This is a genomic window from Streptomyces griseorubiginosus (assembly GCF_001514195.1).
Classification (GTDB): domain Bacteria; phylum Actinomycetota; class Actinomycetes; order Streptomycetales; family Streptomycetaceae; genus Streptomyces; species Streptomyces griseorubiginosus.
Map to the genome: position 1 here is coordinate 1,010,744 of NZ_KQ948734.1, position 12,338 is coordinate 1,023,081.

Annotated in this window: 13 protein-coding genes; all 13 read left to right on the forward strand. The window is 68.7% G+C overall.

Annotation, left to right across the window (positions count from 1 at the left end; all coding sequences use genetic code 11):
• Window positions 1–50: 50 nt before the first annotated feature.
• The 13 genes from AQJ54_RS04560 (at window position 51) to AQJ54_RS04620 (ending at window position 12,268) form a co-directional block, all read left to right on the forward strand.
• Window positions 51–698, forward strand: a complete 648-nt coding sequence (locus tag AQJ54_RS04560; protein ID WP_062027086.1) for an L-threonylcarbamoyladenylate synthase — start codon at window positions 51–53, stop codon at window positions 696–698.
• A complete protein-coding gene (locus AQJ54_RS04565; protein ID WP_062234087.1) occupies window positions 695–1,366 on the forward strand; it encodes an arsenate reductase/protein-tyrosine-phosphatase family protein in 672 nt (223 codons plus the stop codon). Before AQJ54_RS04560 ends, AQJ54_RS04565 begins: the two co-directional genes overlap by 4 nt.
• A gap of 121 nt (window positions 1,367–1,487) precedes the next feature.
• Window positions 1,488–2,729, forward strand: a complete 1,242-nt coding sequence (locus AQJ54_RS04570) for a serine hydroxymethyltransferase (RefSeq protein ID WP_062234090.1) — start codon at window positions 1,488–1,490, stop codon at window positions 2,727–2,729.
• 129 nt (window positions 2,730–2,858) lie between these two features.
• On the forward strand, window positions 2,859–4,166 hold the full coding sequence (locus AQJ54_RS04575; protein ID WP_062027084.1) for an MraY family glycosyltransferase: 1,308 nt from the start codon (window positions 2,859–2,861) through the stop codon (window positions 4,164–4,166).
• Window positions 4,167–4,474: 308 nt separating this feature from the next.
• Window positions 4,475–4,906 carry a Cg1360 family ATP-synthase-associated protein gene (locus AQJ54_RS04580; RefSeq protein WP_030320302.1) on the forward strand — a complete coding sequence of 144 codons (432 nt, stop codon included), beginning with the start codon at window positions 4,475–4,477 and terminating at the stop codon, window positions 4,904–4,906.
• 210 nt (window positions 4,907–5,116) lie between these two features.
• Window positions 5,117–5,956, forward strand: coding sequence for a F0F1 ATP synthase subunit A (atpB, locus tag AQJ54_RS04585; protein ID WP_020136566.1), 840 nt, complete (start codon window positions 5,117–5,119; stop codon window positions 5,954–5,956).
• A 77-nt stretch (window positions 5,957–6,033) separates the two neighbouring features.
• Window positions 6,034–6,264, forward strand: coding sequence for an ATP synthase subunit c family protein (locus AQJ54_RS04590; RefSeq protein ID WP_020136565.1), 231 nt, complete (start codon window positions 6,034–6,036; stop codon window positions 6,262–6,264).
• 42 nt (window positions 6,265–6,306) lie between these two features.
• On the forward strand, window positions 6,307–6,858 hold the full coding sequence (locus AQJ54_RS04595; RefSeq protein WP_174856899.1) for a F0F1 ATP synthase subunit B: 552 nt from the start codon (window positions 6,307–6,309) through the stop codon (window positions 6,856–6,858).
• The gene (locus AQJ54_RS04600) at window positions 6,855–7,670 is read left to right on the forward strand and encodes a F0F1 ATP synthase subunit delta (RefSeq protein ID WP_062027080.1); all 816 of its coding nucleotides are present in this window, start codon (window positions 6,855–6,857) and stop codon (window positions 7,668–7,670) included. Before AQJ54_RS04595 ends, AQJ54_RS04600 begins: the two co-directional genes overlap by 4 nt.
• Before the next feature lie 125 nt (window positions 7,671–7,795).
• A complete protein-coding gene (gene atpA / locus AQJ54_RS04605; protein WP_062027078.1) occupies window positions 7,796–9,385 on the forward strand; it encodes a F0F1 ATP synthase subunit alpha in 1,590 nt (529 codons plus the stop codon).
• Window positions 9,386–9,406: 21 nt separating this feature from the next.
• Window positions 9,407–10,324 (forward strand): F0F1 ATP synthase subunit gamma, encoded by a 918-nt coding sequence (locus AQJ54_RS04610; RefSeq protein WP_062234093.1) that lies wholly within the window; start codon window positions 9,407–9,409, stop codon window positions 10,322–10,324.
• Entirely contained in the window at window positions 10,324–11,760 is a 1,437-nt protein-coding gene (atpD, locus tag AQJ54_RS04615; RefSeq protein ID WP_062027073.1) for a F0F1 ATP synthase subunit beta, read from the forward strand. The genes AQJ54_RS04610 and atpD overlap by 1 nt, the downstream gene beginning before the upstream one ends.
• A gap of 133 nt (window positions 11,761–11,893) precedes the next feature.
• Window positions 11,894–12,268: a F0F1 ATP synthase subunit epsilon gene (locus AQJ54_RS04620; RefSeq protein ID WP_007384727.1), complete on the forward strand. Its 375-nt coding sequence runs from the start codon at window positions 11,894–11,896 to the stop codon at window positions 12,266–12,268.
• Window positions 12,269–12,338: the final 70 nt, after the last annotated feature.

A 12,338-nucleotide genomic window follows, 5' to 3' on the forward strand; every position in this document is an offset into this window, starting at 1 on the left:
CACTTCCCGAAGACTTCAGAGCAGTACGTGTACGAGGAGGCCCGCTAGACATGGCACGGCGATACGACACCAACGACGCGACCGACCGCACGACCGGTCTGCGCGAAGCCGCGTCCGCCGTCCGCCGTGGCGAGCTCGTGGTCCTCCCGACCGACACGGTGTACGGCATCGGCGCCGACGCGTTCTCCTCCGAGGCCGTCTCCGACCTCCTGGAGGCCAAGGGCCGGGGCCGCAACATGCCCACGCCCGTGCTGATCGGCTCCCCGAACACCCTCCACGGCCTCGTCACCGACTTCTCCGAGCTGGCCTGGGAGCTGGTGGACGCCTTCTGGCCGGGCGCGCTCACCCTCGTCGCCAAGCACCAGCCGTCCCTCCAGTGGGACCTGGGCGACACGCGGGGCACGGTGGCCGTCCGGATGCCGCTGCACCCGGTCGCCATCGAGCTGCTGACCGAGGTCGGCCCCATGGCGGTCTCCTCCGCCAACCTGACCGGCCACCCCTCGCCGGAGACCTGTGACGCCGCGCAGGACATGCTCGGCGACTCGGTCTCCGTCTACCTCGACGGCGGCCCCACCCCCGGCAACGTCCCCTCCTCCATCGTCGACGTCACCCGTGAGGTGCCGCTGCTGCTGCGCGCGGGCGCGATCTCCGCGGACGAGCTCAGGAAGGTCGTACCCGACCTCGAGGTGGCGAATTGACGGCCCCTGACGCGGGGCGTGGCATATGGGACGGGGAAGAGACGCGGACCTTCACGGGGCTCCCGCGGGACAGCTTCCGCATCCTCCACGTCAGCACCGGCAACGTGTGCCGCTCGCCGATCACCGAGCGGCTGACCCGGCATGCCCTGGCGGACCGGCTCGGGGACCCGCTGTGGGGCGGGCTCGTCGTGGAGAGCGCGGGGACCTGGGGGCACGAGGGCGCGCCCATGGAGGCCAACGCGGAGGCGGTGCTCGCCGACTTCGGCGCGGACGCCTCCGGCTTCACCGGGCGTGAACTCCTCGACGAGCACGTCATCATGGCCGACCTGGTCCTGACCGCCACCCGCGACCACCGCCAGCAGGTCATCTCCATGGGCCACTCGGCGGGCCTGCGCACCTTCACCCTGAAGGAGTTCACCCGCCTGGTGAAGGCGATCGACCCGGCCACCCTGCCGCCGCTGGAGGACGGCCTGGTCGTCCGCGCACGCGCCCTGGTCCGCGCGGCGGCGGCTCTACGCGGGTGGCTCCTGGCCCCCACCGCCGAGGCCGACGAGGTCTTCGACCCGTACGGCGCCCCCCTGACCTTCTTCCGCTCCATCGGCGACGAGATAAACGAGGCGCTGGACCCGGTGGTGACGGCGTTGACGGGGGTGCCGGCGCGTATGTAGGGGCCGGTGGGGAGGTCCTGCGCGCGGGTGCCAGGGGCTCGCACGGGTGCAACAACGGGGCGTACCCGACGACCCCGGCCTACATTGGGGAGACGTCATCGTCGACGCCCCGGAGTCCACCATGTCGGTCACCCATGCGCCCCAGACCGCCGACGTCCTCGCGCGGCAGGACCCCGAGCTGGCCGAGATCCTGCTCGGGGAGCTCGACCGGCAGGCCTCGACGCTCCAGCTGATCGCGGCCGAGAACTTCTGCTCGCCCGCGGTGCTGGCCGCACTCGGCTCGCCGCTCGCCAACAAGTACGCCGAGGGCTATCCCGGCGCCCGTCACCACGGCGGCTGCGAGATCGTCGATGTCGCCGAGCGGCTCGCGGTGGAGCGGGCGACGTCCCTGTTCGGCGCCGAGCACGCCAACGTGCAGGCCCACTCCGGCTCCTCGGCCGTCCTCGCCGCCTACGCGGCCCTGCTGCGCCCCGGAGACACCGTCCTGGCCCTCGGCCTGCCCTACGGCGGCCACCTCACCCACGGCTCGCCCGCCAACTTCTCCGGCCGCTGGTTCGACTTCGTCCCCTACGGCGTCGACGCGGAGACCGGGGTCATCGACCACGACCAGGTGCGCACCCTCGCCCGCACCCACCGGCCCAAGGCGATCGTGTGCGGCTCCATCGCCTACCCCCGCCACATCGACTACGCCTTCTTCCGCGAGGTCGCCGACGAGGTGGGCGCCTATCTCATCGCCGACGCCGCCCACCCCATCGGACTCGTCGCCGGGGGAGCGGCGCCCAGTCCGGTGCCGTACGCCGACATCGTCTGCGCCACCACGCACAAGGTGCTGCGCGGCCCCCGCGGCGGGATGATCCTGTGCGGGAGCGAGCTGGCCGAGCGGGTCGACCGGGCCGTCTTCCCGTTCACGCAGGGCGGCGCGCAGATGCACACCATCGCCGCGAAGGCGGTCGCGTTCGGCGAGGCGGCGACCCCGGAGTTCGCCGCGTACACCCGTCAAGTGGTCGCCAACGCACGGGTGTTGGCGGCCGCGCTCGCGGAGGAGGGATGCGTCGTCACCACGGGCGGCACCGACACCCACCTGGTGACGGCCGATCCGGCGCCCCTCGGCGTCGACGGACGCACCGCCCGGGGACGGCTCGCGGCCGCCGGCATGGTGCTCGACTGCTGTGCGCTGCCTCACGCCGACAGCCGCGGACTGCGCCTGGGCACCGCCGCCGTCACCACCCAGGGCATGGCCGAGAAGGAGATGACGAGGATCGCCGCCCTGCTCGCGGGGGTGGTGCGCGGGACGGCCGAGAGCGCCCGCGCACGTGAAGAAGTCCGGGACCTGGTCGACGGATTTCCGCCGTATCCCGGCTGAGCGGGGGTATTCGCACCTGCGTGCACAGCCACACGTGCAACCATCGTCGCTACCCGGAAGTCCACAACCATATGCGTCCGTCGCTAGGGTGTGGTGCTGAGATGGCCAGCGAGACCTGTGGGGAAGCCCGTGCGTGAATACCTGCTGACGCTCTGCATCACGGCCGCGGTGACGTATCTGCTGACAGGGCCGGTACGGAAGTTCGCGATCGTGGCCGGAGCGATGCCGGAGATCAGGGCCCGTGACGTGCACCGGGAACCGACTCCGAGACTCGGCGGTATCGCCATGTTCTTCGGACTGTGCGCGGGCCTGCTGGTCGCGGACCACCTCACCAACCTCAACGAGGTGTTCGCCAAGTCGAACGAGCCCCGGGCGCTGCTCAGCGGGGCCGCGCTGATCTGGCTGATCGGTGTGCTGGACGACAAGTTCGAGATCGACGCCCTCATCAAGCTCGGCGGCCAGATGATCGCCGCCGGCGTGATGGTCATGCAGGGTCTGACGATCCTGTGGCTGCCCGTCCCGGGCGTCGGCTCGGTCGCGCTGACCCAGTGGCAGGGCACCCTGCTGACGGTCGCGCTGGTCGTCATCACCATCAACGCGGTGAACTTCGTCGACGGCCTCGACGGCCTCGCCTCCGGCATGGTCTGCATCGCCGCCGGCGCGTTCTTCCTGTACGCCTACCGCATCTGGTACTCGTACGGCATCGAGGCGGCCGCCCCGGCCACGCTGTTCTCGGCGATCCTGATGGGCATGTGCCTGGGCTTCCTGCCGCACAACATGCACCCGGCGCGGATCTTCATGGGCGACTCCGGCTCGATGCTGATCGGCCTGGTGCTGGCCGCCGGCGCGATCTCCATCACCGGGCAGATCGACCCGGACGCCCTGAAGCTGTTCGCGGGGTCCGAGAAGGCGGCCGTGCACCAGACGGTCCCCGTCTACATCCCGCTGCTGCTGCCCCTGACGATCATCGCGGTGCCGGCCGCCGACCTGATCTCGGCGATCGTGCGCCGCACCTGGCGCGGTCAGTCGCCGTTCGCCGCGGACCGCGGCCATCTGCACCACCGGCTCCTGGAGATCGGCCACTCGCACAGCCGGGCGGTGTGGATCATGTACTTCTGGTCGGCGCTGATCGCGTTCGGCTCGCTCGCCTACTCCGTGAACTCCGCGTCCATGTGGATCGTGCTCGGTGTGGTGTTCCTCAGCGCGATCGGCCTGGTGCTGCTCCTGCTGCCGCGCTTCACGCCGCGTGCCCCGATGTGGGCCCAGGCCTTCGTGCCGCCGCGCTACCGCCGCCGCAGCCGTCCCGTGGTCGCGGAGCCCGTGGAGGTGGAGCAGCGCACCCCGGTGGCCGTCGGGGTGGCGGGTGTCAATGGCGCGACCGCTCTGGGGGCCCGTTCCCGGGTGCCGGAGAGGCGTAAGGCCGAGTCGTCGCGCTGACGCCCAAGGTAAGAATCTGACTAAAGCATTGCCAACGCGTGGGAGTTCTCCGGGGTGACAAACCGCCCTTATACCAGACAACTCGACCGCGTTCCTGCACGGACGTGCGCTTTCACTCTCATGTGTGACAGCTGGCACACCTTCTAGGTAAAGACCGCATCAAATAGTTTGTGATACGGTTCACGAGAACCCGGGACAGAGCCGAAGGACCGTAGTGCGACGGTCCCTTGGCGTGAGGGTCACTCTCAGCCCGGGACTACGCTCGTCCATGACGACACCTGCCCCCCTTTGAAAGCGGAGTTGCCGCCATGCCGTCCAACGACGTCCGGATCCTGGCTCAGGCCGCCGTGCCCACGGCTGCCGTCGGCGCTGTCGCCGCCGTCGTCAGTGGTGTGGTCGCCGGTGGCAAGGGTGCGATCGGGGCGGGTGTGGCGACGCTGGTCGTCATCCTCTTCATGGGAATCGGCCTCTACGTCCTGCAGCGCACTGCCAAATCGCTTCCGCACCTCTTCCAGGCGATGGGCCTGATGCTCTACGCGGCTCAGATCCTGCTGCTGTTCGTCTTCCTGGCCGCGTTCAAGAACACCACGCTGTTCCACCCGAAGGCTTTCGCTCTCACGCTCGTCGTCGGCACTCTTACCTGGATCGCCGCACAGACTCGCGCCCACATGAAGTCCAAGATCCTCTACGTCGAACCCGATTCGGGCACCAAGCCCGAAAAATCCGGGCACTCGTCGTGAGAGGTAGGGCCGGGATAAATGCGACTGAGAGACCCTGCTATCGTCCGGTGCCAACTGCGGCATCGCGGGCGCGGGCATCCGAGCTGACGCCTGCTCGAACGCGAGGCTCGATGCCCCCCGGCCGCCCCCACATCCGTTACACCAGTCCCGTGCCGAACCGCGGCCTACCGCCGCGCCGACACAACGAGGTTGCCGTACCTATGCGCCACGATGAAGGAGCCCGCGGTGAGTGCTGACCCGACGCAGACGCTCGCTTTCGACACGAGCTGTCACCTGTTCGACGGGTGCGGCTTCCCGGCTCCGGGCCTGCACTCGTTCATGTTCGAGCCCCTGTGGGGCGACGCCGACGGCAACGGCTTCTACTTCAACAAGCCGATGCTGCTGGCCCTGCTCGGCTCGGTCATCGTCGTGGGCTTCTTCTGGGCCGCGTTCGCCCGCCCGAAGATGGTCCCCGGCAAGCTCCAGATGATCGCCGAGGCCGGCTACGACTTCGTCCGCCGCGGTGTCGTCTACGAGACGATCGGCAAGAAGGAGGGCGAGAAGTACGTACCGCTCGCCGTCTCGCTGTTCTTCTTCATCTGGATGCTGAACCTGTGGTCGATCATCCCGGTCGCCTCCTTCCCGGTGACCTCGATCATCGCCTACCCGGCCGTCCTCGCCGCGATCGTCTACATCACCTGGGTCTCGCTGACCTTCAAGCGGCACGGGTTCGTCGGGTTCTTCAAGAACGTCACGGGCTACGACAAGTCGCTCGGCGCGGTGCTCCCGCTGGCCATGGTCATCGAGTTCTTCTCGAACCTCCTGGTCCGCCCGTTCACGCACGCGGTGCGACTCTTCGCGAACATGTTCGCCGGTCACACCCTGCTGCTGCTCTTCACGATCGCCAGCTGGTACATGCTGAACGGCATCGGCATCGCCTACTCCGGCGTCTCGTTCGTGATGGTCATCGTGATGACGGCCTTCGAGCTCTTCATCCAGGCAGTGCAGGCGTACGTCTTCGTCCTCCTGACCTGCACCTACATCCAGGGCGCGCTCGCCGAGCACCACTGAGCACCGCCCCCGCCACACCCCCAGAGACATCCGGTGGCCAACCCCCACCGGTCACTGAAAGAGAAGGAAGAACCGGCATGTCCGCTCTCCAGACCCTCGCTGCGGTCGACGGCAACCTCGGCTCCATCGGTTACGGCCTCGCCGCGATCGGCCCGGGCGTCGGCGTCGGCATCATCTTCGGCAACGGCACCCAGGCCCTCGCCCGCCAGCCCGAGGCGGCCGGCCTCATCCGCGGTAACCAGATCCTCGGCTTCGCGTTCTGTGAGGCGCTGGCCCTCATCGGCCTCGTCATGCCGTTCGTCTACTAAGACGAACCACGACGACAGCCCCATTCGACGAAAGGCACTGATGTGAACCACGCACTGGTTCAGCTGGCGGCCGAGGCGGAGAAGGAGAACCCCCTCATTCCGCCGTGGCCGGAGCTCGTCATCGGCCTGATCGCCTTCGTCATCGTCTTCGGCTTCCTCGCCAAGAAGCTCCTCCCGACCATCAACAAGGTTCTGGAAGAGCGTCGCGAGGCCATCGAGGGCGGTATCGAGAAGGCCGAGGCCGCGCAGACCGAGGCCCAGAGCGTCCTTGAGCAGTACAAGGCACAGCTCGCCGAGGCCCGCCACGAGGCCGCGCGCCTGCGCCAGGAGGCTCAGGAGCAGGGCGCCACGCTCATCGCCGAGATGCGCGCGGAAGGCCAGCGGCAGCGCGAGGAGATCGTCGCCGCCGGTCACGCGCAGATCGAGGCGGACCGCAAGGCCGCGTCCTCCGCGCTGCGCCAGGACGTGGGCAAGCTCGCCACCGACCTGGCCGGCAAGCTGGTCGGCGAGTCCCTCGAGGACCACGCCCGCCAGTCCCGCGTGATCGACCGTTTCCTTGAGGACCTCGAGGAGAAGGCCGAGGCCGCGCGATGAACGGAGCGAGCCGCGAGGCCCTGGCAGCCGCACGCGAGCGTCTCGACGCGCTGACGGACAACACGTCCGTGGACGCCGGCTCGCTCGCCGACGAGCTGGCCGCCGTCACCGCGCTGCTCGACCGCGAGGTGTCGCTGCGTCGGGTCCTCACCGACCCGGCGCAGGCCGGCGAGGCCAAGGCCGAACTGGCCCAGCGTCTGATCGGTACGCAGGTCGGCGGCGCCGCCGCGGACCTCGTCGCCGGCATGGTGCGCTCCCGCTGGTCGCAGTCGCGCGACCTGGTGGACGCGCTGGAGGAGCTGGCGAACATCGCCGACCTCACCGCCGCGCAGCGGCGGGGCAAGCTCGACAACGTCGAGGACGAGCTGTTCCGGTTCGGCCGGATCGTCACCTCGAACACCGAGCTGCGCGCCGCGCTGACCAACCGCTCGGCGACGGCCTCGGCCAAGCGCGAGCTGCTCGGCAGCCTGCTCGGCGGCCGTGCCGATGCGACGACCGAGCGTCTGGTGACGCGCCTTGTGGCCGCGCCCCGGGGACGTAGCCTGGAGTCGGGACTGGAGTCCCTGTCCAAGCTCGCCGCCGAGCGCCGGGACCGCATGGTGGCCGTCGTCACCTCGGCGGTTCCGCTGAGCGACCGGCAGAAGCAGCGCCTGGGCGGTGCCCTGGCCAAGCTCTACGGCCGCCAGATGCACCTCAACCTGGACGTGGACCCCGAGGTCCTCGGCGGGATCCGGGTGCAGGTCGGTGACGAGGTCATCAACGGCTCCATCGCGGACCGCATCGAGGACGCCGGCCGCCGCGTGGCGGGCTAGCAGCAACTTCATAGCAGTACGTACGGACGACGGCCCTGGTTGGGCCGTACATGAAGAATCCTGGGGGTCGCCCCCAGACCCCCAAAGTGAAACTTCGGGCCCAACAAGGAGAGCAGGGAACCCAGATGGCGGAGCTCACGATCCGGCCGGAGGAGATCCGGGACGCGCTGGAGAACTTCGTCCAGTCGTACAAGCCGGACGCGGCCTCGCGCGAGGAGGTCGGTACGGTCACCCTTGCCGGCGACGGCATCGCGAAGGTCGAGGGCCTTCCCTCGGCCATGGCCAACGAACTGCTGAAGTTCGAGGACGGCACCCTCGGCCTCGCGCTCAACCTGGAAGAGCGCGAGATCGGCGCCATCGTCCTCGGTGAGTTCAGCGGCATCGAGGAGGGTCAGCCGGTCTCCCGTACCGGTGAGGTCCTCTCCGTGGCCGTCGGCGAGGGCTACCTCGGCCGTGTCGTCGACCCGCTCGGCAACCCGATCGACGGCCTCGGCGAGATCGAGACGTCCGGCCGCCGCGCGCTGGAACTTCAGGCCCCCACGGTCATGCAGCGCAAGTCGGTGCACGAGCCGATGGAGACCGGCTACAAGGCCGTCGACGCGATGACCCCGATCGGCCGTGGCCAGCGTCAGCTGATCATCGGTGACCGTCAGACCGGCAAGACCGCCCTGGCCGTCGACACGATCATCAACCAGCGCGACAACTGGCGCTCGGGCGACGTGAACAAGCAGGTCCGCTGCATCTACGTCGCCATCGGCCAGAAGGGCTCCACCATCGCCTCCGTGCGCGGTGCCCTCGAAGAGGCCGGCGCGCTGGAGTACACGACCATCGTCGCCGCCCCGGCGTCCGACCCGGCCGGCTTCAAGTACCTGGCGCCGTACACCGGTTCGGCCATCGGCCAGCAGTGGATGTACGAGGGCAAGCACGTCCTCATCATCTTCGACGACCTCTCGAAGCAGGCCGACGCCTACCGCGCCGTGTCCCTGCTGCTGCGCCGCCCGCCGGGCCGTGAGGCCTACCCGGGTGACGTCTTCTACCTGCACTCCCGTCTGCTGGAGCGCTGCGCGAAGCTCTCCGACGACATGGGCAAGGGCTCGATGACCGGTCTGCCGATCGTCGAGACCAAGGCCAACGACGTCTCGGCGTTCATCCCGACCAACGTCATCTCCATCACCGACGGCCAGTGCTTCCTGGAGTCGGACCTCTTCAACGCCGGTCAGCGCCCCGCGCTGAACGTCGGTATCTCCGTCTCCCGAGTCGGTGGTTCCGCGCAGCACAAGGCGATGAAGCAGGTCTCCGGCCGTCTGCGCGTGGACCTCGCCCAGTTCCGTGAGCTGGAGGCGTTCGCCGCCTTCGGTTCCGACCTGGACGCGGCGTCGAAGGCGCAGCTGGAGCGCGGTCAGCGGATGGTCGAGCTGCTCAAGCAGGCTCAGTACCAGCCGATGTCGACCGAGGACCAGGTCGTCTCCGTCTGGGCCGGCACCACCGGCAAGATGGACGACGTCCCGGTCAACGACATCCGCCGCTTCGAGAAGGAGCTCCTGGAGTACCTGCACCGCAAGGAGCAGGGCCTCATGACCTCCATCAAGGAGGGCGGCAAGCTCTCGGACGACACCCTCACCGCTGTTGCCGACGCGATCGCCGACTTCAAGAAGCAGTTCGAGACCTCGGACGGCAAGCTTCTCGGCGAGGACGCCCCGGCCGCCGCCAAGTGACGTAAGGAAGGGACCTGACTCATGGGAGCCCAGCTCCGGGTCTACAAGCGTCGCATCCGATCCGTCACCGCGACCAAGAAGATCACCAAGGCGATGGAGATGATCGCCGCCTCGCGTGTCATCAAGGCACAGCGCAAGGTGGCGGCCTCGGCGCCCTACGCCAAGGAACTGACCCGCGCGGTGACCGCGGTCGGTACCGGCTCGAACACGAAGCACCCGCTGACCACGCAGGCCGAGACGGTCAGGCGGTCCGCGGTGCTGCTCCTGACGAGCGACCGTGGTCTGGCCGGCGCCTTCAACTCCAACGCCATCAAGGCCGCGGAGCAGCTGACCGCGCGTCTCGAGCGCGCGGGCCAGGAAGTCGACGTCTACATCGTCGGCCGCCGTGGTGTCGCCCACTACAACTTCCGTGAGCGCAAGATCTCGGAGTCGTGGACGGGCTTCACCGACGAGCCGACGTACGCGGACGCCAAGAAGGTCGCGGGCCCGCTGATCGAGGCCATCGAGAAGGACACGGCCGAGGGCGGCGTGGACGAACTCCACATCGTCTTCACCGAGTTCGTCTCGATGATGACGCAGACGGCGCTCGACGACCGACTGCTGCCGCTCAGCCTCGAAGAGGTCGCCAAGGAGGCCGCGCCCAAGGGCGAGATCCTCCCGCTGTACGACTTCGAGCCCTCGGCGGAGGACGTCCTCGACGCCCTGCTGCCGCGCTACGTGGAGAGCCGTATCTACAACGCGCTCCTCCAGTCGGCCGCTTCCAAGCACGCCGCCACGCGGCGCGCGATGAAGTCGGCGACCGACAACGCGGGAGAGCTCATCACCACGCTCTCCCGACTTGCCAACGCGGCCCGCCAGGCCGAAATCACCCAGGAAATCAGCGAGATCGTCGGTGGCTCCGCAGCCCTGGCCGACGCGACCGCGGGGAGTGACCGCTAATGACCACCACTGTTGAGACCGCGACGGCCACGGGCCGCGTCGCCCGGGTCATCGGCCCGGTCGTCGACGTGGAGTTCCCCGTCGACGCGATGCCGGAGATCTACAACGCCCTGCACGTCGAGGTCGCCGACCCGGCGAACGAGGGCGAGCTGAAGACGCTGACCCTGGAGGTCGCCCAGCACCTGGGTGACGGCCTGGTCCGCACCATCTCGATGCAGCCCACCGACGGTCTGGTCCGCCAGGCCCCGGTGACCGACACCGGCTCCTCCATCACGGTGCCGGTCGGCGACTTCACCAAGGGCAAGGTGTTCAACACCCTCGGTGAGGTGCTGAACGTCGACGAGCAGTACACGGGCGAGCGCTGGGGCATCCACCGCAAGGCCCCGAACTTCGACGAGCTCGAGTCGAAGACCGAGATGTTCGAGACCGGCGTCAAGGTCATCGACCTTCTCACCCCGTACGTCAAGGGTGGAAAGATCGGCCTGTTCGGTGGTGCCGGCGTCGGCAAGACGGTGCTCATCCAGGAGATGATCTACCGCGTCGCCAACAACCACGACGGTGTCTCCGTGTTCGCCGGTGTCGGTGAGCGCACCCGTGAGGGCAACGACCTCATCGAGGAGATGTCGGACTCCGGCGTCATCGACAAGACCGCGCTGGTCTTCGGCCAGATGGACGAGCCCCCGGGCACCCGTCTGCGCGTGGCCCTGGCCGGTCTGACCATGGCGGAGTACTTCCGCGATGTGCAGAAGCAGGACGTGCTGTTCTTCATCGACAACATCTTCCGCTTCACCCAGGCCGGTTCCGAGGTGTCGACCCTGCTCGGCCGTATGCCCTCCGCGGTGGGCTACCAGCCGAACCTGGCCGACGAGATGGGTCTCCTCCAGGAGCGCATCACCTCGACCCGTGGTCACTCGATCACCTCGATGCAGGCGATCTACGTCCCCGCGGACGACCTGACCGACCCGGCCCCGGCCACCACCTTCGCCCACCTCGACGCGACGACGGTTCTGTCCCGTCCGATCTCCGAGAAGGGCATCTACCCGGCCGTGGACCCGCTGGACTCCACGTCCCGGATCCTGGACCCGCGGTACATCGCCGCGGACCACTACGAGGCCGCCATGCGCGTCAAGGGGATCCTCCAGAAGTACAAGGACCTCCAGGACATCATCGCGATCCTCGGCATCGACGAGCTCAGCGAGGAGGACAAGCTGGTCGTCCAGCGTGCCCGCCGCGTCGAGCGCTTCCTGTCCCAGAACACCCACGTCGCCAAGCAGTTCACCGGCGTCGACGGTTCGGACGTGCCGCTGGACGAGTCGATCGCCGCGTTCAACGCGATCTGCGACGGCGAGTTCGACCACTTCCCGGAGCAGGCGTTCTTCATGTGCGGTGGCCTGGAGGACCTCAAGGCCAACGCCAAGGAGCTGGGCGTCTCCTGAACTCACTGAGTTCGATGTGAACCCTGTGGTTCACGCCTGAGGGGGCGGGGCACGTCCCGCCCCCTCTTTTCTGCCTACTAGACTTGTAACCAACACCCGGCACAACCGCCGGGTGGTGACCCGAGGAGCCACCTTGGCTGCTGAGCTGCACGTCGCGCTGGTCGCGGCCGACCGAGAGGTCTGGTCCGGCGAGGCCACCCTGGTCGTCGCGCGCACCACGTCCGGCGACATCGGCGTCATGCCCGGTCACCAGCCGCTGCTCGGTGTGCTGGAGTCGGGCCCGGTGACCATCCGCACCAGCGACGGCGGGACGGTCGTCGCCGCGGTGCACGGCGGATTCATCTCGTTCGCCGACAACAAGCTGTCGCTGCTGGCCGAGATCGCCGAGCTGTCGGACGAGATCGACGTCCAGCGCGCGGAGCGGGAGCTGGAGCGCGCGAAGGCGGAGGGCGATGCCGCCGCCGAGCGTCGCGCGGACGTACGACTGCGCGCGGCGACCGCGCGCTGAACCAGCGCGGAGCCGTATGACGTCACTCAGCCGCGGCCGGCACCGGAGCGATCCGGAGCCGGCCGCGGCT

Excerpts from the sequence above, each read along its gene's own strand:
- AQJ54_RS04560 (WP_062027086.1), top strand. The coding sequence starts at position 51 with ATGGCACGGCGATACGACACCAACGACGCGACCGACCGCACGACCGGT.
- AQJ54_RS04570 (WP_062234090.1), top strand. The coding sequence starts at position 1,488 with ATGTCGGTCACCCATGCGCCCCAGACCGCCGACGTCCTCGCGCGGCAG.
- AQJ54_RS04580 (WP_030320302.1), top strand. The coding sequence starts at position 4,475 with ATGCCGTCCAACGACGTCCGGATCCTGGCTCAGGCCGCCGTGCCCACG.
- atpB (WP_020136566.1), top strand. The coding sequence starts at position 5,117 with ATGAAGGAGCCCGCGGTGAGTGCTGACCCGACGCAGACGCTCGCTTTC.
- AQJ54_RS04590 (WP_020136565.1), top strand. The coding sequence starts at position 6,034 with ATGTCCGCTCTCCAGACCCTCGCTGCGGTCGACGGCAACCTCGGCTCC.
- AQJ54_RS04600 (WP_062027080.1), top strand. The coding sequence starts at position 6,855 with ATGAACGGAGCGAGCCGCGAGGCCCTGGCAGCCGCACGCGAGCGTCTC.
- atpA (WP_062027078.1), top strand. The coding sequence starts at position 7,796 with ATGGCGGAGCTCACGATCCGGCCGGAGGAGATCCGGGACGCGCTGGAG.
- AQJ54_RS04610 (WP_062234093.1), top strand. The coding sequence starts at position 9,407 with ATGGGAGCCCAGCTCCGGGTCTACAAGCGTCGCATCCGATCCGTCACC.
- atpD (WP_062027073.1), top strand. The coding sequence starts at position 10,324 with ATGACCACCACTGTTGAGACCGCGACGGCCACGGGCCGCGTCGCCCGG.